Raw genomic sequence first — 18,872 nt, forward strand, 5'->3', positions numbered from 1 at the left:
TCTCACGCGGCGATCAGCCGCCATTCGTCGAAGCGGTGCAACATCGAGTGCCAGCGATAGCCCGCAAGGGATCGCCAGGGCACCAGGTCTTCCTCCGCCTGGGCGCCGAGGATGTAGTCACCCAGCCCTGTACCCTCGACAATCACGAGGACGCAGTGAGCCCGGCCGTCCGGCAGCGTGCATATCGCCGGCCGGCCCGCGCCGAGCGGCCACTCGGCGAACTCCTCCGTCATGACGTGGCGGACCCAGAGGGCTAGGTTCTCGCAATCGAAGCCGGCGGTCTGCACGCCATCGACGAAAGGCGGCGCGTCGTTCCAGTGATCCGCGCGCGGCCCATTGGGTCCGTAGGCGCGCCGCCCGATGGCCGCCAGCTCACGCAGCCGCTCGACGTGGGCCTGCCGCAGCGCCACGCTCGCGGCCTGCTCGGAGATCGCCCGCGGCCGCCGGCGCACGAAGTCCTCCCACTGCGGCGGCGTCACGGCCCGGAAGAGCGCCGGCATTGTCGTAGACCGGTCGAGATCGAGGGGCGTCGTCGGATCGCTCATTGGCCCGTTCCAGTTGGCTAGTTCGTGGAAGTCCCGCCGCCCCTCCTGGCTGGGATCGGCAGGCGCTCTTCAAGACAATCATCAGACGCGCATTACGTGTTATATTTTTCGATCACTCAACATTGGAGGGTGGCTATGCGTCTCCTATTTCTTGTCTTGTTAGCGTTTCTTCTGGCCGGCGCCGCGCAAGCCGTGACGCCCTCATATCATCAGACCATCGCTATCCGTATTGCCCAGATGGAGGCGCAAGCACAGGTCGTTCGCAGCGGCGACCCGGCGGCGGAAATCAATCTCTTCCTGGGCGACTCCATCACCGAAGGGCTGTGGGGCCAGCCCCATTGCCAGATGCCGGCCGGCACGATCAACGGCGGGATCGGCAGCATGACCGTCCGGCCCATCCTCGACCGCATCGACGAAATCCTCGACCGCGTGCAGCCCGACGAAGTGACCATCATGCTCGGCGTCAACGACGCCGCCCGCAGCCGCGCGGGCTCGACCGAAACGGCCAACTGGGAGGCCGACTACACCGCGCTGGTGAACGCCATACGGGCTCGCGGCATCCGCGTGGCGCTCTTCCTCGTGATGCCCGTCGAGGCCGGAAAGCCCATGGGCGATGCCTATTTCGACCCCAGGAGTATCCTTCGCTTTAACCGGCACATCCTCTACGCCGTAGACGCCGATCTGATCGTCAATCTCTACCATCCGTGGCTCAGGGCCGGGACGCTGGTCGGGCTGCCGGGCATGACCGTCGATGGCGTCCACCTCACCCGGGCCTATGCAAGAGCCTACTGCGAGCGGATAAAGCTCAGCTTCTCGTCGCTGCTCTAGGCGGTTGATCTAGCCCTTCGCGACAACGATGACTGAACCGGACAGCATGTCGGTTCCGCTGCTCTTGACCCGTAAGCGGTCCAGCGTAGCGGTCAGCGACTTGTGGCCGCCGCCAACCGACCGCGCCGCATCAACCCGGCCCTGGTGATCCGATTGCCATGTGTTGCTCGCCGGATCCTGCAATCGCAGATTCACGATACCGGAGAACGCAAAAGCCGCGGAGCCGAGGGTGATGGGGAAGCCGTTTGTAACGCTCAGGACCACGCCGACCGCGGCCTGTCTGACATGGCCGCTCTCGGCCGTGTAGCCGCTCACCTCAACGCCGCCGAAGTCCCCGATCTGCACAAGCAGATTGTCCGTCCCCGAGCATGCGCAGGAGACGGCGATCACTTCGATCTCCCGCGCCCAGGCAGGAAGGCCGGTGATGTCGACGACGGTTCCCAAAAGCGCCACCGGCGCGAAACACTGCACCTGCGGCCCGGGCGCGCGCAGCACCTCCACCGCCGCGCTGCCAACCTTCTGGAGGAAGATCCGCTTGGCCGCGCTGTCCAGCAGGAAGTCCGGGCCCTATAGCGTGACGTTGCCCACCCCGTGCTTCAGCGTCACGACCCGCGCGGCGGTCTCGGCCTTCAGCTCCACGATGTCGCCCTCCGCCAGGACGGTCATATCGAGCGTATCGAGGTCGTCGGCCGCCGCATCCGCTTCGGTATCGACGCTGTGGTGCCCGCCCGTCACCGTCAGGGCCCCGGCCGCGACGGTCAGCTCGCTCGCGACGCGCCGGCCAAGTGGGCTGCCGCAGCGCCGGCCGCCCGTCACTCACCCCGGCCGCCGGGCGGCGAAGCGGACGACCTCCGCTTCGCCCCGGTGCCGGGGACCTTCGTCGAGCCGCAGCCGTCCGGCCAGGGCCTCGACAACTTCCAGACCGGAAGCCGCCGCGCGCAGTTCCTCAAGATCATAAAGCCGGTCGGGATCGTCCGGGCCGATGTCAGGCCGGCCCGCCTGCGCTTTCGAAAAGCCCTCCACCACCAGCCAGCCGCCCGGCGCCAGCGCGCCTGCCGCGACTTCCAGCGCGCGCAGCCTGAGCCCCCTGGTGCCCTGCAGGTAGATCACGAAGACCGCGTCCCAGGCATCGCCCGGCGCCGGAACCCACTCCGCGAGGTCGGCAACGATACGGGTCACGGCAACCCCGCGCCGCCGATCGAGCTCGACCGCACGCTCCGTCGCCACAGCGGAGCAATCGACAGCCGTCACCGCACAGCCTTGCGCGGCCAGCCAAGCCCCGTTGCGCCCGTCGCCGTCGGCCAGAGAGAGCACGCGCCGCACCGCGAAGTCCGAGCGCGCGGCGATCATGCGCAGATATTCGTTGGGCGCCTCGCCGAAGGGAGGCTCGGCCGCCGCCGAATAGCGCCTGTCCCAGCGCCCGGCCGAAGAGGTTTCGCCGTTCATGGTCCCGGGAGGCATGAGATCAGGGCGCATTCCAGACCACCCGGCCGTGGCCGGAGAGGTCATAGCCGCCCAGCTCCGCCGCCTTGGCGGTGAAGGTGGAAGAACGGCAGAAAGCCAGCAGACGCTGAAACGGCGGCTCGAACCAGGCATGGCGGTCGACGGCGAGGTCGAAACGCTCCTCCACGGTCGGCAGAAAGGCGAGGCCGAATTGCCTGGCCATGGCCTGCAGGCCGGGCGCTGCTTCCGCCTGCCCGGAGGCGACGGAGGCCGCCGCCTCGGTCTCGGTGCGCGCGACCTCCGCCAGGAAATCGACCTCGCGCGCGCTGATCCCGGCTTCCGCCATCAGATGGTCGAGCAGCAGACCCGCCCCGGCCGAGGGTTGGCGGCGCACCACGCGGCGGCCCGCCAGACCGGCAACCGAGCTCACCTGCCCGTCCAAGGAGCTGCTGAGCAGCAGGCCCTGCTGACGCCGGGCCCACTCCACCAGAACCACCGGCGCCCCGCCCAAGGCCTCGTTCACATGGGCGACGTTCCAATCATGCCGCTCGGGCTCGTAGACGTGCAGGCCGGCCAGCGCCGCCTCGCCCATCTGCAGGCGCTTCAGTCCGTCCAGGCTGCCGTCGAAAAAGGTGGCGAGGCCGGAGCCGGACTCGCGGATCGCCCAATCCAGCAGCGGGTCATGGCTCCCCGCCGCGATGTTGGCCGGCACGCTTTGCCGCCGCGCAGCGCCGCCGCCGTGGCCCGCCAGCCAGGCCTCGATCTCCGCGCGCGGGAACAGCAGCTTGCCGGTGACCCTGCGGCAGGGGATGCCGCCGGAAGACGCCAGGTCATAGACCTTGCGTTCCTTCACGCGCAGAAGTTCGGCAACCTCGCGGGTGGTCAGGAAAGTGGGCTCGGGATCTTCGGCTGTCATGCCCTCTTCCTTAACCCTTTCAGCCGCGGCGCGAAACCCCCGGCCCGCGCCTTTCGGCCTTGGCCCCGGGTTGCCGCCGCGCTCCCGAAGCGGCGGCGGCCGGGCAGCGCCGCGCCGGGGCACAAACCGGATTCGCTTGCGGCCACCGCCGGCGGCCTTGGCGCAAAGGGCGGAGCCGATGGGGCGGAGCGGCCGCCCCAGGTTCGATTCATCCGGGAAAAAGCCCGAAGCCCCCCTTCCGTCCGGCGCGCGCCCACGGCTATAACTAGGCTGGCCGAACCTTCGAGGATGGCGCCGCGAGAGCGGCAAAAGCGGCGCATGAGGCGAAGAAACCACGCCCCGCGGCGGGCGATCGGTGAAGCATCTCCGGCGCGGGGAATATTCCGGACCGAAGGGAACGGCAGTTTTTTTGGGGGCCAACCTTATGCGATCGAAGATTGACCGGGCCGTCGAACGCGTCGCGTTCTGGACCGCGATGCTCGGCGGCGTCGTGCTGATCGCGGTGCTGACCCTGACCGTCATCAGCATCGTCGGCCGCGGCCTCATCTTCGCGGGCCTGGGGCCGATCCCAGGCGATTTCGAGTTGGTGGAGGCCGGCACCGCCTTTGCCGTGCTGGCATTTCTGCCGCTCTGCCAGTTTCACCGCGGCCACGTCACGGTCGATCTGTTTCTGTCGCGGGCCGGGCGGCGCACCAATGCCGTCATCGACGTGATCGCCAACCTGCTGATGACCGGCGCCGCCGCGGTGCTGAGCTGGCGGCTCTACGCAGGCATGCTCGACAAGCGCTCCTACGGCGAAACCACCTTCATTCTTCAGTTCCCGGCCTGGTGGGGCTACGCGGCCACCCTGCTGGGCGCCGGCGTCTTCACCCTGGTCTGTGCCTACACCGTCGCGCGCAGCCTGCATGAAGCCGGGAAGACTCACGGCCTGCGGAAGATCTCGGAGCGATGAGCGCCCTGGAAATCGGCCTCTGGTCCTTCCCGCTGCTGCTGGCGCTGATCTTCCTGCGCCTGCCCATCGGCCTCGCCATGCTGATGGTCGGCTTCTTCGGCACCTGGCTGGTCACCGGCAGTTGGACGCCGATCCTGGCGCAGTTGAAGTCGCTGACCTATGACACCTTCTCGAACTACTCCCTCTCCATCGTGCCGCTGTTCCTGCTGATGGGACAGTTCGCCACGCGCGGCGGCATGTCCAAGTCGCTGTTCAAGGCGGCGGAGACCTGGCTCGGGCATCGCCGGGGCGGCGTCGCCATGGCCGCCGTGGGCGCCTGCGCCGGCTTCGGCGCCATCTGCGGATCCTCGCTGGCCACGGCGGCCACCATGGGCCAGGTCGCCCTGCCGGAGCTCAGGCGCTACGGCTACTCCGGCGCCCTGGCGACCGGCTGCCTGGCCGCAGGCGGCACCCTGGGCATCCTTATCCCGCCCTCGGTGGTCCTGGTGATCTATGCCATCCTGACCGAGCAGAACATCATCAAGCTGTTCATCGCCGCCCTGGTGCCCGGCGTGCTTGCCGCCCTGGGCTATATGATCACCATTGCCGTTTACGTGCGCCTGAAACCCGACGCCGCCGGCCACCGCGACCCGGCGGACCTGAGCGAGCGTCTTTCGGCCCTGGCCGCCGTCTGGCCGGTGCTGCTGATCTTCGTGCTGGTCATCGGCGGCATCTACCTGGGCTGGTTCACGCCCACCGAGGGCGCGGCCGTGGGCGCCGCCGGCACCGGGCTGATCGCGCTCATCAATGGCGGCCTGACCTGGCGCAGTCTCGGCGAGTCGATTACCGGCACCGCCATTTCCACCGGCATGATCTTCTTCATCGTGCTGGGCGCCGTCGTCTACAACAGCTTCCTCGCCTTTTCCCAGTTGCCGCAGGAAACCGCCGCCCAGGTCGCCACCCTGGGAGTCAGTCCCTGGCTGGTGCTGGCGCTGATCCTGGTCTGCTACCTGATCTTCGGCTGCGTCATGGATTCGCTGTCCATGATCCTGCTGACCATTCCCATCTTCTTCCCCATCGTCTCCGCCCTCGACTTCGGCCTTCCCGCCGAGGAAATGGCCCTATGGTTCGGCATCGTGGTGCTGATAACCGTGGAAGTCGGCCTGATCACGCCGCCGGTGGGCATGAACCTCTTCGTCATAAACTCCATGGCGCCCGACGTGCCGCTGCCGCGCACCTACGGCGGCGCCCTGCCCTTCGTGCTCAGCGACGTGATCCGCATCGCGATCCTGATCGTCTTCCCGGGCATCACCCTGGGGCTGGTCCGCCTGCTCTATTGAAGGCTCGCCCGCATCGCCCCCCAATGGTCCCGCGCGGCGGTGAGGAAGCTCAGGTAGATTCACGCCCGAGCGCGCCTCGGGCCGCTTTTCCGAAGACGGCCGGAAAAATCAACTTAACCATTCTTTCATCGCTTAACTGCATCTATTGGGTGTAGATTTTCGGAACTGGCGGCACACCGCCGCCGACGAAAACGGGAAGACGGCAGCAGCTCACCGCATGGCGGGTTCCACTTCGCATGGACTTTCCGGCGCCGCCGCGGAGGCGCGCGTCGACAGTCACCCGACGGACGACGACGAGACCGATCATCGTACGACGGAAGACCTGCGTGCGGAATGTCACGCCCTGCGCAACCAACTCGAAGTGGCGCACGACGGCGCCCTTTTCGCCGAAGCGCTGGAAGCCGTATCCGAAGCGATCGTGATCTACGACGCCGACGGACGGCTGGTCACCTGCAACCGCAAATTCCGCGAGCTCTACGGCTACAGCGAAGACGAAGCCCGGCCGGGAGTCCATTTCGCCGAACTGGGGCGGATCGACGTCGCAAGAGGGCACGTTGTCGTCGGCGACGAATACGGCGGCGGAGAAGACTATCTTCAGCGCAAGGCCGAATACCGGAGCAAGCTGGAAGGATCCTTCATCGTCCAGCTCAAAGACGGCCGCTGGCTGAAGACCACCGACCGGCGAATGAGCCGCGGCGGATTCGTCAGTGTCCAGGTCGACATCACGGAAATCAAACACAAGGAAGGGATCCTCCGCGAGGCCATGGAAAGGGCCGAAGCCGCGGCGCGCAGTAAATCGGAGTTCCTGGCCAACATCAGTCACGACCTGAGGACGCCGCTCAATGCGATCCTCGGGTTCTCGGAAATGATCCTCCGCGAAGTGAGCGGCCCCTTCGGCAACGAGACCTATCGGGAGTACCTGGGAAACATCCACAAGGCCGGCAAGCTGCTGCTTTCGATCGTGAACGACATCCTGGACACCGCGAAGCTGGACAGCGGCAAGTACAGCCTGAAGCCCGAGCGTTTCGACCCCATCGAACTGACGAACGAAGTGGTGGCGGCCTTCACCCCCTTCTCCCTGCACAAGGATCTGCGGATCACCGTTTCGGTTCCGCCCGAGGGCGCCCCGACCATCGTCACCGACCGGCGGGCGCTGATCCAGATCATGAACAATCTTGTCTCCAACGCCTGCAAGCACACCAACAGCGGCGGCGCGATCGACCTGCGATGGCGCCTGGCGGACGGCGAGCAGCTTGAATTCTCGGTGCGCGACAACGGCGTCGGCATGCCGGCGGACCTCGTCGCCAAGATCGGCGAGCCCTTCCTTGCCGACGGGAGCGCCACCGCGCTGCGCGGCGAACGGGGCACCGGGCTCGGGTTCTACATCTGCACGAAGCTGGTCGAACTTCTGGGCGGCCGCCTCTCGGTCGACAGCGCCCCCGGCCGCGGCACCACCGTCTCGATCCAATGGCCGCTGCAGAGCCTGGCTCCCGAGCCTCGAGCCTAACCCGCGAAGTCTTTGCAGCCGGCGCCCAGGTCCGGCCCCGCCCGAGCTACAGCGCCGTCATCCTTGCGCGGAAAGCGCTCGGCGGCTCCCCCGTCGCCTTGGCGAAGACCCGGGCGAAGTAGGCCGGATCGCTGTAGCCCAGCATGTAGGCGATCTCCGCGATCTGCATGGTGGTATAGGCCAGCGCGCGGCGCGCCTCCAGCAGGCGCCGCTCCAGAATGAGCTGCGAGGCCGGGACGCCGGTCGTCGCCCGGCTGACCCGGCTGAGGTGCGTCGGCGTCACCCCCAGATCGCGCGCATAGTCGGCCAGGGTCCGCAGGCTGCGATAGTCCCGTTCCACCAGCACCTGGAAGCGGCCCAGCAGGTCCGCCCCCGCCAGCGGCGCGGCGCCGTCGCGTGCCGCCTCCTGCGCCAAAGCCCGCGCGAACCAGGTGGCCAGCAACCCGGCTAGGGAGGCCAGGGCCTGGGCGCGGCCGAGGCCGCCGCCGGCGTATTCCCGCGCCACCGCCTCGAAGATCCACTGCGGGGTCCGCTCCGGCTCGGCAAGCGGCGGCCGCAACAGCGCCGTGCGCGCCAAGGCCGCGCGCAGCGGCGCCGCGTCGGCGAGCTGCTGGGCCAGGGTCGCCACCGGCAAGGTGACGACCCAGCCCTGCGTCCCCGGCCGGAAATGGAAGCCGTGCACACTCATCGGCGGCAGGGAAATGGCCGCCGAGGGGGCCAGAACGTAGCTCCGGCCCTCCAGCGTCGCCTCGCCGCCTTCCGCTTCGATCCAAAAAAACTGGTGCAGGTTGTGATGCCGGTGCGGTGCAATCCGCCAGTCGTGCAGGCTGGCCCGGGCCGGGATCGACTCGCAATGCAGCACGTCGGGAAAGGGGGCCCGCCCGGCCCCGTCCCCCTGGCGCCCCGGAGCCTCGCCGTAGAGGGCGAAGTTGGGAATTCCCGCCTCCTCGCCCCAGCGCGCCTGATGTTCGATCTGTCCAGGAATCGGTCTGAAGTCTCCCTTCCGCCCACCCCGCAGGAGGCGTTGTAATGCCCCAAAATAGACGAAGTTGTCCGGAAAGGACAGATCGCCAGGGATGCGGACCCAGGTTGGAATCATCGGGGGCGGGCCGTCGGGCCTGCTGCTTTCGCAACTGCTGCATCTGCAGGGGGTCTCCTCCGTGGTGCTGGAGCGGCGCAGCCGCGCCCACGTACTGGGGCGAATCCGCGCCGGAGTGCTGGAGCAGGGCTTCCAGAATCTCATGCGCCAGGCCGGGATCGCCCGGCGCATGGACCGCGAAGGCCAGATCCACAGCGGCGTCAACATCGCCTTTTACGAAGAGCGGCTGCGCATCGACCTGGAGGGGCTGACCGGCGGCAAGACCGTCATGGTCTACGGCCAGACCGAGGTCACCCACGACCTCTACGAGGCCCGCGACGCCCTGGACGGCGCGGTCATCGACGAGGCCGAGAACGTCACGCCGCACGACCTTCAGAGTGACGCACCCTACCTGACCTTCACGAAAGACGGCGCCGAGGAGCGGCTGGACTGCGACTTCGTCATCGGCTGCGACGGCTTCCACGGCATCAGCCGCCGGTGCGTTCCCAGCGACGTGCTGCAAACCTTCGAGCGGGTCTACCCCTTCGGCTGGCTGGGCGTGCTTTCGGAAACGCCGCCGGTGAACGAGGAATTGATCTACGCCCGCCACGACAGCGGCTTCGCCCTCTGCTCCCTGCGCGGCCCGCAGCTCAGCCGCTACTACGTGCAGGTGAAGGCCGACGAGAGCCCCGACGGCTGGTCCGACGAGCGCTTCTGGGAGCGCCTGAAGTCGGCCATTCCCGCCGAGGTCGCCGCCCGCTTGGTGACCGGACCCGCGGTAGAGAAGAGCGTCGCACCCTTGCGATCCTTCGTTGCCGAGCCGCTGCGCTGGGGCCGGCTGTTCCTGGCCGGCGACGCCGCCCACATCGTGCCGCCGACCGGCGCCAAGGGTCTGAACCTCGCCGCCTCCGACATCCAGTACCTCTCCAGCGCACTCATCGACTGGTACAAGAAGGGCGAGGCCGGCGGCCTCGACGGCTACTCTGCGCGCGCCCTGGCGCGGGTCTGGAAGGCCGAGCGCTTTTCCTGGTGGATGACCTCGCTGCTGCACAGATTTCCGGAGAACGAGGGCTTCGGCGACCGCATCCAGCGCGCCGAGTTCGATTACCTGGCCGGCTCCAAGGCCGCCCAGACGATGCTGGCGGAAAACTATGTCGGCCTGCCCTACTAGATCCCACGCCCTCGATCCCACGGCACGACGCGCCGGACCGGGAGGCTTGACCGGGGAAGCGCCAATAAGTTTACATAGTAAACAATAATAGAGAGCCCGGCCTAAAGGTCCGGGACATTCCGGGAGGAGACACCATGACGTCGTTTTTCAAGACCCTTTGCGCCACCGCCGTGGTCGCCACGGCGGCCTTCGCCGGCCCGGCCGGCCCGGCCGCCGCGCAGGAAGTCACCCTGCGTATCCACCAGTTCCTGCCGCCGCAGGCCCCGGTGCCGAAGAACTTCATCGCCCCCTGGGCGGAAAAGGTGGAGAAGGAGTCCGGCGGGCGCATCAAGTTCGAGCTCTACCCGGCAATGCAACTGGGCGGCAAGCCGCCGGCGCTCTACGACCAGGCCCGCGACGGCGTGGTCGACATCGTCTGGACCCTGCCCGGCTACACCCCCGGCCGCTTCCCCGGCACCGAGGCCTTCGAGCTGCCCTTCATGCCGGCCAGCGCGGAGGCCACCTCGCAGGCGGCCTGGCGCTTCTACGAAAAGTACCTGACCGACGAGTTCAAGGACGTGCACCTGATCGCCATGCATGTCCACGGCCCCGGCCTGCTGCATGTGAAGGGTGACGGCGTCACCAAGCTGGAGGACATGCAGGGCCTGAAGTTGCGCGGCCCGACGCGCCAGGCCAACGCCCTGCTGTCGGCGCTGGGCGCGACGCCGGTGGGCATGCCGGTGCCGGCCATGCCGGAAGCCCTCTCCAAGGGCGTCATCGACGGCACGGTGATCCCCTGGGAGGTGACGGCGCCGCTGAAGGTGGCCGAACTGGTCGACAGCCACACCGACTTCGCAGGGCCGCGCGGGCTCTACACCTCGACCTTCGTCTTCGCCATGAACAAGGCCAAGTACGACTCCCTGCCCGGCGACCTCAAGGCCGTGATCGACGCCAACTCCGGCCTCGAGACCTCCAGATGGGTCGGCCGCGTGATGGACGAGGGCGACGCCCCCGGCATCGCCATCGCCAAGAAGTCGGGCAACAAGATGATCACCCTGGACGAAGCGGAGGTGGCCCGCTGGAAGGCGGCGGCGGCGCCGCTGGCCGACCAGTGGATCGAGGAGATGAACGCCAAGGGCTATGACGGTGCCGCCATGGTGTCCGATGCCAAGGCGTTGATCGCCGAGTACGCGGGCGCCGAGTAAGGCCGCCCGGAACGGTGGAGGGAGGACCGCCATGACCGTCCTCGTCGCCGGCGCCGGCATCGGCGGACTGACCCTCGCCCTCTCCCTGCATCAGGCCGGAGTGCCGGTGAAGGTCTTCGAGACCTCCGCCCAGCTCCGGCCGCTGGGGGTCGGCATCAACCTGCTGCCCCACGCGGTGCGCGAGCTGGACGAGCTGGGTCTGCTGCCCGGCTTGGACCGCCTGGGCCTGCGCACCGCCGAGCTGGCCTATTATTCCAAGCGCGGCCAACTCATCTGGTCGGAGCCGCGCGGCGAGGCCGCGGGCTACCGCTGGCCGCAGATCTCCATCCATCGTGGCCAGCTGCAGATGATGCTGTTCGAAGCCGCCAAGCAGCGCATCGGCGCGGAGAACATCGTCGCCGGCCGGCACCTGGACGACTGGCAGCAGAGCGACAAGGGCATCGCCGCCGGCTTCATCGACAAGAAGACCGGCGCCCGCTGCGGCACGGCCGAGGGCAGCCTGCTGATCGGCGCCGACGGCATCCACTCCAGCCTGCGCCGCCGCCTCTACCCCGGCGAGGGCGCGCCGATCTGGAACGGCGCCATCCTGTGGCGCGGCACGGCGCGCGCGAAGCCCTACCTCACCGGGCGCTCTATGATCATGGCCGGGCACGAGTTCCAGAAGTTCGTCTGCTATCCACTGTCGGGACCGGATACCGGCGGCAAGGCGCTCATCAACTTCATCGCCGAGCGCAAGTTCACCGCCGACCACGGCTGGCGCCGCGAGGACTGGAACCGTCCCGGCAACCCGGCCGACTTCCTGCCGCAGTTCGAGGACTGGGTCTTCGACTGGCTCGACGTGCCGGCGCTAATCCGCGCCGCCGACGCGATCTACGAGTATCCCATGGTCGACCGCGACCCCCTGCCGCATTGGACCGAAGGACGGGCGACGCTGCTGGGCGACGCGGCGCACGCCATGTACCCCATCGGCTCCAACGGTGCCTCCCAGGCGATCCTCGACGCCCGGGTGCTGACCCGCGAAATCCTCATCCAGGGAGAGACGCCCGCGGCCCTGGCGTCCTATGAGGCCGAGCGCCGCCCGGCCACCGCCAAGATCGTGCTGGCCAACCGCCAGAACGGCCCCGAGCAGGTGATGCAGCGGGTCGAGGAGCTGGCGCCCGACGGCTTCCGGCGCATCGAAGAGGTGCTGTCGCCGAAGGAGCTGGAAGACACCGCCGCCACGTACAAAAAACTGGCCGGCTTCGACAAGGACGCGCTGAACGGCCGTCCCTCCATCGTGCAACTCCCTCAAGGCGCGGCATGAGCAAGAGCGGCGCGGCAAAGCACGAGGGGCCGCTGCGCAGCGGCCTGCTGCACGACACCCTGGGCCATCTGTTCCGGCGCAGCCATCTGCGCAGCCAGCAGGCCTTTGCCAAGGCCTTCGACGGCAGCGGCCTTTCGCCGCTGCAGTACGGCATCCTGGAGCTGGTGGAGCTCAACCCCGGACTCACCCATGGCGAACTCGCCGAAGGCATGGTGACCGCACCCTCGGTCGTCACCACCGCCGTCAAGCCGCTGCTGGAAGCAGGGTTCCTGGTGAAGCGCAGCCAGGACCACGACGGCCGGCGCGCCGGCTATTCGCTCTCACCGGCGGGCACCGCCTTCTTCACCGCCCTGCGCGGGCACATCCTGGAGGCCGAGGAGCTGCTGCTGGCCCCCCTGAACGTCAGTGAGCGGCGGTCGCTGAAGCGGCTGCTGCACCGCCTGACCGCAAGCGGCAGGCTGTGAGGGAAAGCGCGCCTCGCCCCGGCGCCCGGCCGGCGTGAACCCCGGTCCCGGCCCAACGGCCGGAGTCCCGACCCCGGCACCGTCAAGGTCAGTCGGCCAGCAAGGCCGCCTGCCCCCGGCCGCCGCCGCTGTCGCGCCAGCAGACCTCCAGCAGGTCGCCGGAGCGGAGTTCCTCCACGGCCAGGACGAAGAGCGGGTTCTCGGCCACGTTGGCGCCGGTATAGACCTCGGCCACGGCCGCGCCGTTGCAGCGGCACGACAGTTTCTCGATGCAGCCGCCGTCCTCGGACCCACTGCCGGCGGCAGTCATGGGATGGCGCACGAGAACCAGAACCTCGTTCAGCGAACCCTGCCGCCGCAGCCTCATCCGCGTCGTCTTTTCCATGATCAGCCTCCCCACTTTTCGCGTTGGCCGAAGCCCATGCCGTAACCGCCATAGGTCACCTTGACGCGGCGCGCGGCCGAATAGAGGCCGCTCTGGGTCAGGACATAGGCGACGACCGGCGAACTGCGCTCCAGGCGCATCCGCAGGCCGAAGGCGCCGGCCGCGTTCTGCAAGACCGCTAGGGCGACGAGGGGCCGCCCGGCCTTCGGAGCCGTGATCGCGAGCCCCTGTACCGGCTCGCGGCGATAGGCCGCCCGGACCATGATCGCCTGACCCGGCGTGGCAAGATAGGGGACGCTCAACTCCACCGAAGCGCTCGGCCGTGGACGCAGCCCGGGAAACAGCAGGGAAAGGACTTCGTCCTCGCGGCGCGCGTCGAAAGCCGTCGCCGCGGCGCCCCGCGCCACGGCGGGCAAGACCGCTCCGCCAAGCATCGCGAGACCGCAGGCCGCGGCACCTTGAAGAAAGACTCTGCGTTCCATTTTCGCTGCTCCCTCCACCTGGTTCGCCAATGACGGAGCCGAGGCTAGGGCGGCGCGGCGCGGAAGTTATGACGATTTGCTGGTTTTATTCTGTCTTTTTGATTACTATTGAAAATCAGTAGTTTATTGGTTCCGACCTCAACCATCCCTTGTCCGGGGCTTGGGGGGTGACCATGAAAAGCCAGTCCGGTTTCATCGATCTTCGAGAACCCTACCGGATCGGGAACTGCCGTGTGGACCCGGCGAGCGGCCGGATCCAAGGCGGCGGCCGCGACGTCCGATTGCAGCCGCAAGCCATCAAAGTCCTCACCTTTCTTGCCGGCCGCCCCGGCGAAGTCGTCTCGAGATCCGAGATCGAGGACGCAGTCTGGCAGGGCCGCGTCGTCGGCTACGACGCGCTCACCAGCATCATCTTCAAGCTGCGCAAGGCGCTGGGCGACGACCCGAAAGAGCCGCGCATCATCGAAACCCTGTCGAAGCGCGGCTACCGCCTGCTGGCGGCGCCGCAGCCCGGCCTGGAAACGGCGGGTCGGGCCGAGGCCGCCGCCCCCGTCTCCGGCCGCCCCGGCAGCGGACCGCGGCGCGCGGCGGCTGCGGCGGTGCTGCTGGCCGTCGCCGCGGCGGGCCTGCTGTGGACCGCCCAACGCGACAGCCGACCCGAGGCCTCCGACCCGCTCCCCGCACGAAACGCCGTCGTCGTCCTGCCTTTCCAGCCGCTCGACGCGCTCGACAGCCGGGAGCTTCTGGCCGACGGCCTGACCGACGATCTGACCACGGCGCTGGCGAAGTCACGGGACCTGCTGGTCATCGCCCGCGATTCCGCCTTCCTCTACAAGGAAGACACTTTCGACTACCGGGAGATCGCGCGGCGCCTGGGCGTGGACTACATCTTGCACGGTACCCTGCGCGGCAAGGGGGCGGACCTGCGGATCAACGTGCAACTGGTCGACGCCAGGGACGGCAGCCACCGCTGGGCGGAAAGCTATGACAGTGCCGCGGGGGGCATCTTCGACGTAGAGGACAAGGTGCTGCAAGCCGTGATGCCCTTGCTGACGGGCAGGACCGGCGCCGGCGAGAGCGAACGCCTGCTGGTGGTGCGCACCTCCAGCGCCGCGGCCTACCGGGCCTTCCAACTCGGCCGGCAGCACTTCTACCTCTATCGAAACAAGGCGGAAAACGCCAAGGCCCGGGCGTTCTTCGAAGACGCGGTGGCGCAGGACCCCGGCTTCGCCATGGCGCACGCCATGCTGGCCTGGACCCATGTCTTCGACGCGGCGAACGGCTGGGCCGGCGACCGCGGGGCAGCGCTGCGGCGCGCCGAGACGGAGGCGCATCGCGCCATCGCCGCCGATCCGGCGATACCCTTGTCCTACTTCATCACCGGCCTGGTGTTCCGCGAGCGCGGCGAAGAGATCAAGGCCATGGTGGAGGTGGAAAAGGCCCTGGCGCTGGATCCCAACTACGCCAACGCCCATGTGCTGATGGCCACGCTGTTCTACTACGCCGGCCGCCCGGCAGAGAGCGTCGCGCGCCTGCAACAGGCCATGCGGCTTAATCCGCACCACCCCTTCAACTATCAATTCCACCTGGGACAGGCCTACTTCGTGCTGCGCGACTACGACAAGGCCATCGAGGCCTTCCTCGCCGGGATCGAGAGCAATCCCTCCTCCGAGCGCCTGCACATCTGGCTGGCCGCGGCCTATGCCCAGGCAGGCCGCATGGACGACGCCGGCTGGGAAGCCGAGCAGGTGCATATCCTCAACCCGGACTTCTCCCTGACCGCCATTTCGAAGGCCTTTCCCTTCAAGGACCCGGTGGACCGCGACCATTTCGTCGGCGCGCTGCGGAAAGCGGGGCTTTCCTAAACTGCTACGGCGCAGCGAAGCGGCGGGGCGACGGGAGCCGAAGTCCGGCGGCCGGGTTTCAATCGCCGTTCGGCCTGTGTTAAGCCTTTTCCTTCGCGAGCCGCTGGGGCCGCAGCGGATCCAATAGAAAGACCCCGAGGAAAGGTGCCCTATGGCCGGCCCGGATCAACCGTTGAAGCCTCCGCCGTTGAAACACCCGCAACTGGCCGACACCTTGGCCGCGCGCCGCCGCCTGGCCGGCCATCTGCGCCACACGCCGCTGATCGCCTCGCCCAGCCTCACCGCCCGCCACGGCGCGCCGGTCCACCTGAAGTGCGAGCACCAGCAGATCACCGGCGCCTTCAAGCTGCGCGGCGCGACCAATGCGGTGCTGGCGCTGCCGGAGGCGCAGCGGGCCAAAGGGGTGGTCGCCGCCTCGACCGGCAACCACGGCCGCGCCCTGGCCCATGCGGCGCGCGCGGCGGGCATCCCTTGCATCGTCTGCATGTCTTCACTGGTGCCGGCCAACAAGGTGGAGGCGATCGAGGCCCTGGGCGCCGAAGCCCGCATCGTCGGCCTCTCCCAAGACGATGCCCAGATCGAGGTCGACCGGCTGGTGGCCGAAGAGGGCATGGTTTCCTTGCCGCCCTTCGACCACGCCGACATCATCGCCGGTCAGGGGACGCTCGGGCTGGAGATGCTGGAGGATCTGCCGGAGGCCGAGACTCTGCTGGTGCCTCTATCCGGCGGCGGCCTCATCGCCGGCATTGCCATGGCGGCCAAGACGATGAAGCCCTCGATCCGCGTCGCCGGCATCTCCATGCAGCGCGGCGCGGCCATGCACGAAAGCCTGCAGGCCGGCGAGCCCGTCTCCGTCGAGGAACTGCCGACCCTGGCCGACTCCCTGGGCGGCGGCATCGGCCTCAACAACCGCCACACCTTCGCCATGGTGCGCGACCTGGTCGACGAGGTGCTGCTGGTCGGCGAGGCGGAGATCGCCGAAGCCATCCGCCACGCCTATGCCGAGGAGCGCCAGGTGATCGAAGGCGCCGCCGCCGTGGGCATCGCCGCACTGCTCGGCCCGCCGCGGCCCGAGTGGGGCGTCACCGTCGCGCTGCTCAGCGGCGGCAACATCGACATGACCCTGCACCAGCGCATCGCCGCCGGCGAGAACCCGGACCTGCTGGCCGAACGCCAGGCGCAGGCGTCCGGCAGGGCAAACAAGGACCGACGCCATGCCTGACGTGAGCATCCTCAGCGAGTCCGATCTGCGCGATCTGCTGAGCCTGGACCGCGACATCGTCTGCTGCATCGAAGACGCCTTCAAGGCGCTGGCCACCAAGCCGGTGATCATGCCGCCGGTGCTGCATCTGGAAATCGCCGAGGCCAACGGCGAGATCGACGTGAAGACCGCCTACGTGCCGGGCCTCGACTCCCTGGCCATAAAGATGAGCCCCGGCTTCTTCGACAACCCCAAGATCGGCCTGCCCAGCCTCAACGGCCTGATGGTGGTGTTCAGCGCCAAGACCGGGCTGGTGGAAGCCATCCTGCTGGACAACGGCTACCTGACCGAACTGCGCACGGCGGCGGCAGGCGGCGTCGCCGCCGACTGGCTGGCGCGCAAGGACGCGAGGACAGCGGGCATCGTCGGCGCCGGGGTGCAGGCGCGCCTGCAGCTTAAGGCGCTGAGCCTCGTGCGCCCGCTGGAGAGCGCCCTGGTCTGGGCGCGCGACGGCGGCAACGCCGAAGCCTGCGCCCAGGAGATGACCGAGGCCTTGGGCATCCCGATCAGTGCCTGTAACGACATCGCCGCCCTCTGCGCGCAGAGCGACGTGGTCATCACCACCACGCCGTCGAACAAGCCGCTGATCGATGCGGACCACCTGCGTCCGGGCCTCACCTTCATCGCCATGGGCTCCGATGCCGCTTACAAAAACGAAATCGCGGCGGAAGCCCTGGCGGCCGCCGACGTCTACGTCTGCGACCGCCTGAGCCAGGTGCGCCTGCTGGGCGAATTGCACCACGCCATCGAGGCCGGCAAGGTCGACGCCCACGCCGCCTTCCCCGAACTGGGCGAGATCATCGCCGGCAGCAAGGCGGGCCGCGAGAACGACCGGCAGTGCGTGCTCTGCGACCTCACCGGCACCGGCGTACAGGACACCGCCATCGCCACCCTGGCCGTGGCCCGCGCGCGCGGCGCCGGCGCGGGGACCGTGTTCCAGTCGTAGCGCCATCGCCTCGCGGTTGACGCCCACCCCCTTGACAGGTTTGGACGGTCGTCCTAATTATAGGATTAGAATTTGGACAATTGTCCTAATATCCTTATCGGACCCCCGGGAGAAATTCATGGCCGCAGACCTCTTCGCCCCCGTTCAACTGGGCGATCTGACTCTCAGCAACCGTATGGTCATGGCGCCGATGACGCGCAACCGCGCCGGCGCCGACGGCGTGGTGCCGCCGCTGATGGCGACCTACTACCAGCAACGCGCCAGCGCCGGGCTGATCGTCACCGAGTCTGCGCCGGTCTCGGCCCAGGCCATCGGCTATCCTTTCACGCCGGGCATCTTCACCGACGCCCAGGCGGCGAGCTGGCTGACCCTCACCGATGCGGTCCACTCCGCCGGCGGGCGTATCTTCGCTCAGCTACAGCACTGCGGGCGCATCTCACACCCCAGCCTGCAGCCGGACGCTACGCCCCCGGTCGCGCCTTCGGCGCTGCGCCCGGCGGGTCAGGCGGTGACCTATAGCGGGATGCAGGACTTCGTGACGCCGCGCGCCCTGGAAACCCACGAAGTGCGCGATATCGTGGCGCAGTTCCGCCACGGCGCCGAAATGGCCCGGCGCGCCGGCTTCGACGGCGTCGAAGTGCACGGCGCCAACGGCTATATCATCGACCAGTTCCTGCGCGACGGCAGCAACCGGCGCGGCGACGCCTACGGCGGCAGCGTGGAGAACCGGATGCGGCTGCTGAACGAGGTCCTGGAGGCGGTCTGCGAGGTCTGGCCGGCCGCACGCGTGGGCCTGCGCCTGACACCCGAGAACGCCTTCAACGGCATGTCGGACTCCGATCCCCAAGGGCACTTCGAATACTTCGTGGGCCAGCTCAATCCGCGCGGCCTGGCATACCTGCACGTCCTGGAAGGCGACATGCTGACCAGGGCCGGCACCGTGGACTACCGCGCCCTGCGCACGAAGTTCGACGGCCCCTACATCGCCAACAACGGTTACGACCTGGACCGAGCCCGGGCGGCGCTGCGCGACGGCGCGGCCGACCTCATCGCCTTCGGAACGCCTTTCCTCGCCAATCCGGACCTGGTACGCCGCTATCGGGAGAACCTGCCCCTGAACGAGGCCGACAGCACGACCTTCTACGGCGGCGGCGAAGCGGGCTATACCGACTATCCCACCTACCGAAGCGCGTACGTGGCGGCGGCCTGAGACCGGGGTGCCG

Annotated in this window: 20 protein-coding genes; 12 read left to right on the forward strand and 8 right to left on the reverse strand. The window is 68.3% G+C overall.

Annotated elements, in window-relative coordinates; translation table 11 throughout:
- Positions 1 to 2 precede the first annotated feature (2 nt).
- Complete coding sequence (locus AAFN88_RS21190) at positions 3 to 545, reverse strand: transglutaminase-like cysteine peptidase (RefSeq protein WP_347522718.1); 543 nt, start codon at positions 543 to 545, stop codon at positions 3 to 5.
- Between the two features lie 135 nt (positions 546 to 680).
- Between AAFN88_RS21190 and AAFN88_RS21195 the strand changes: the two genes are divergently transcribed.
- On the forward strand, positions 681 to 1,373 hold the full coding sequence (locus AAFN88_RS21195; RefSeq protein ID WP_347522719.1) for an SGNH/GDSL hydrolase family protein: 693 nt from the start codon (positions 681 to 683) through the stop codon (positions 1,371 to 1,373).
- A gap of 9 nt (positions 1,374 to 1,382) precedes the next feature.
- On the opposite strand, the gene AAFN88_RS21200 is transcribed toward AAFN88_RS21195, so the two are convergent.
- The 4 genes from AAFN88_RS21200 to AAFN88_RS21215 form a co-directional block, all read right to left on the reverse strand.
- The gene (locus AAFN88_RS21200) at positions 1,383 to 1,874 is read right to left on the reverse strand and encodes a hypothetical protein (RefSeq protein ID WP_347522720.1); all 492 of its coding nucleotides are present in this window, start codon (positions 1,872 to 1,874) and stop codon (positions 1,383 to 1,385) included.
- 66 nt (positions 1,875 to 1,940) lie between these two features.
- A complete protein-coding gene (locus AAFN88_RS21205) occupies positions 1,941 to 2,189 on the reverse strand; it encodes a hypothetical protein (RefSeq protein ID WP_347522722.1) in 249 nt (82 codons plus the stop codon).
- Positions 2,190 to 2,834, reverse strand: coding sequence for a class I SAM-dependent methyltransferase (locus AAFN88_RS21210; RefSeq protein WP_347522723.1), 645 nt, complete (start codon positions 2,832 to 2,834; stop codon positions 2,190 to 2,192).
- Between the two features lie 4 nt (positions 2,835 to 2,838).
- The gene (locus AAFN88_RS21215; RefSeq protein ID WP_347522724.1) at positions 2,839 to 3,732 is read right to left on the reverse strand and encodes a helix-turn-helix transcriptional regulator; all 894 of its coding nucleotides are present in this window, start codon (positions 3,730 to 3,732) and stop codon (positions 2,839 to 2,841) included.
- Between the two features lie 424 nt (positions 3,733 to 4,156).
- Here AAFN88_RS21215 and AAFN88_RS21220 point away from each other — a divergent pair, with 424 nt between their 5' ends.
- The 3 genes from AAFN88_RS21220 (at position 4,157) to AAFN88_RS21230 (ending at position 7,510) form a co-directional block, all read left to right on the forward strand.
- Complete coding sequence (locus tag AAFN88_RS21220; protein WP_347522725.1) at positions 4,157 to 4,684, forward strand: TRAP transporter small permease; 528 nt, start codon at positions 4,157 to 4,159, stop codon at positions 4,682 to 4,684.
- The gene (locus AAFN88_RS21225) at positions 4,681 to 6,003 is read left to right on the forward strand and encodes a TRAP transporter large permease (protein WP_347522727.1); all 1,323 of its coding nucleotides are present in this window, start codon (positions 4,681 to 4,683) and stop codon (positions 6,001 to 6,003) included. The genes AAFN88_RS21220 and AAFN88_RS21225 overlap by 4 nt, the downstream gene beginning before the upstream one ends.
- A gap of 217 nt (positions 6,004 to 6,220) precedes the next feature.
- On the forward strand, positions 6,221 to 7,510 hold the full coding sequence (locus AAFN88_RS21230) for an ATP-binding protein (RefSeq protein WP_347522728.1): 1,290 nt from the start codon (positions 6,221 to 6,223) through the stop codon (positions 7,508 to 7,510).
- A gap of 46 nt (positions 7,511 to 7,556) precedes the next feature.
- On the opposite strand, the gene AAFN88_RS21235 is transcribed toward AAFN88_RS21230, so the two are convergent.
- Entirely contained in the window at positions 7,557 to 8,609 is a 1,053-nt protein-coding gene (locus AAFN88_RS21235) for a helix-turn-helix domain-containing protein (protein ID WP_347522730.1), read from the reverse strand.
- Here AAFN88_RS21235 and pobA point away from each other — a divergent pair.
- From pobA to AAFN88_RS21255, 4 genes are all read left to right on the forward strand, one after another.
- Positions 8,587 to 9,759 carry a 4-hydroxybenzoate 3-monooxygenase gene (gene pobA, locus AAFN88_RS21240; RefSeq protein WP_347522732.1) on the forward strand — a complete coding sequence of 391 codons (1,173 nt, stop codon included), beginning with the start codon at positions 8,587 to 8,589 and terminating at the stop codon, positions 9,757 to 9,759. The genes AAFN88_RS21235 and pobA overlap by 23 nt on opposite strands.
- 134 nt (positions 9,760 to 9,893) lie before the next feature.
- Positions 9,894 to 10,943 (forward strand): TRAP transporter substrate-binding protein, encoded by a 1,050-nt coding sequence (locus AAFN88_RS21245; RefSeq protein ID WP_347522733.1) that lies wholly within the window; start codon positions 9,894 to 9,896, stop codon positions 10,941 to 10,943.
- Between the two features lie 31 nt (positions 10,944 to 10,974).
- The gene (locus AAFN88_RS21250) at positions 10,975 to 12,246 is read left to right on the forward strand and encodes a flavin-dependent oxidoreductase (RefSeq protein ID WP_347522735.1); all 1,272 of its coding nucleotides are present in this window, start codon (positions 10,975 to 10,977) and stop codon (positions 12,244 to 12,246) included.
- Positions 12,243 to 12,710 (forward strand): MarR family winged helix-turn-helix transcriptional regulator, encoded by a 468-nt coding sequence (locus AAFN88_RS21255; RefSeq protein ID WP_347522736.1) that lies wholly within the window; start codon positions 12,243 to 12,245, stop codon positions 12,708 to 12,710. Before AAFN88_RS21250 ends, AAFN88_RS21255 begins: the two co-directional genes overlap by 4 nt.
- 88 nt (positions 12,711 to 12,798) lie before the next feature.
- Here the strand turns inward: AAFN88_RS21255 and AAFN88_RS21260 are convergent, their stop codons facing one another.
- The gene (locus tag AAFN88_RS21260) at positions 12,799 to 13,095 is read right to left on the reverse strand and encodes a thiosulfate oxidation carrier complex protein SoxZ (RefSeq protein WP_347522737.1); all 297 of its coding nucleotides are present in this window, start codon (positions 13,093 to 13,095) and stop codon (positions 12,799 to 12,801) included.
- 2 nt (positions 13,096 to 13,097) lie between these two features.
- A complete protein-coding gene (locus tag AAFN88_RS21265) occupies positions 13,098 to 13,577 on the reverse strand; it encodes a thiosulfate oxidation carrier protein SoxY (protein WP_347522738.1) in 480 nt (159 codons plus the stop codon).
- Between the two features lie 173 nt (positions 13,578 to 13,750).
- Here AAFN88_RS21265 and AAFN88_RS21270 point away from each other — a divergent pair, with 173 nt between their 5' ends.
- The 4 genes from AAFN88_RS21270 to AAFN88_RS21285 all read left to right on the forward strand — a co-directional run bounded on the left by AAFN88_RS21270 (position 13,751) and on the right by AAFN88_RS21285 (position 18,859).
- Positions 13,751 to 15,442, forward strand: a complete 1,692-nt coding sequence (locus AAFN88_RS21270; protein WP_347522740.1) for a winged helix-turn-helix domain-containing protein — start codon at positions 13,751 to 13,753, stop codon at positions 15,440 to 15,442.
- Between the two features lie 187 nt (positions 15,443 to 15,629).
- Entirely contained in the window at positions 15,630 to 16,664 is a 1,035-nt protein-coding gene (gene eutB, locus AAFN88_RS21275; protein WP_347522741.1) for a hydroxyectoine utilization dehydratase EutB, read from the forward strand.
- Positions 16,657 to 17,649, forward strand: coding sequence for a cyclodeaminase (locus AAFN88_RS21280; protein WP_347522743.1), 993 nt, complete (start codon positions 16,657 to 16,659; stop codon positions 17,647 to 17,649). Before eutB ends, AAFN88_RS21280 begins: the two co-directional genes overlap by 8 nt.
- Before the next feature lie 118 nt (positions 17,650 to 17,767).
- On the forward strand, positions 17,768 to 18,859 hold the full coding sequence (locus AAFN88_RS21285) for an alkene reductase (protein WP_347522744.1): 1,092 nt from the start codon (positions 17,768 to 17,770) through the stop codon (positions 18,857 to 18,859).
- Positions 18,860 to 18,872 lie beyond the last annotated feature (13 nt).

Source organism: Pelagibius sp. CAU 1746, assembly GCF_039839785.1.
Lineage (GTDB): Bacteria > Pseudomonadota > Alphaproteobacteria > Kiloniellales > Kiloniellaceae > Pelagibius.